The sequence below is a fragment of the Oerskovia enterophila genome (assembly GCF_001692445.1).
Lineage (GTDB): Bacteria > Actinomycetota > Actinomycetes > Actinomycetales > Cellulomonadaceae > Oerskovia > Oerskovia enterophila.
In genome coordinates this window covers 1-620 of sequence record NZ_MAQA01000114.1, presented here as the reverse complement: position 1 = coordinate 620, position 620 = coordinate 1, and the positions used below count along the sequence as shown (strand labels likewise).

The 620-nt window shown below is 67.7% G+C and carries 1 protein-coding gene; it reads right to left on the bottom strand.

Going from position 1 to position 620, the window contains the following annotated elements; genetic code table 11:
* Window positions 1-2: 2 nt before the first annotated feature.
* On the bottom strand, window positions 3-620 hold a 618-nt coding region (locus tag OERS_RS20420; protein ID WP_068627798.1), incomplete at its 5' end, for a superoxide dismutase.

The following is a 620-nucleotide window of genomic DNA, read 5'->3' as shown; positions in this document are numbered from 1 at the left end:
GGTCAGGCGGGGATGATGAGGCCTTCGCCCTGGGTGCGGGCGCGTGCGAGGCGTGCGTCGGCGTCTGCCCAGTTGACGAGGTTCCACCAGGCGGTGACGTAGTCGGCGCGCACGTTCTGGTAGTCGAGGTAGTAGGCGTGCTCCCAGACGTCGAGCAGGACGATGGGGACCAGGCCCAGGGCGATGTTGCCCTGCTGGTCGTAGAGCTGGACGATGATGAGCTTCTTGCCGAGGGTGTCCCAGGCGAGGATGGCCCAGCCCGAGCCCTGGACGCCTGCGGCGACCGCGGCGAAGTGCTTCTTGAACTTCTCGAACGAGCCGAAGTCCTCGTCGATGGCTGCGGCGATGTCGCCCGTGGGCTCGCCGCCGCCCTCGGGGGAGAGGTTGGTCCAGAACGCGGAGTGGTTGACGTGGCCGCCGAGGTTGAACGCGAGGTTCTTCTCGTGGAGGTTGACCGCGGCCAGGTCGCCCGAGTCGCGGGCCTCGGCGAGCTTGTCGAGCGCGGTGTTGGCGCCGGTCACGTAGGCCTGGTGGTGCTTGGAGTGGTGCAGCTCCATGATGCGGCCGGAGATGTGGGGCTCGAGTGCGCCGTAGTCGTACGACAGCTCGGGAAGGGTGTA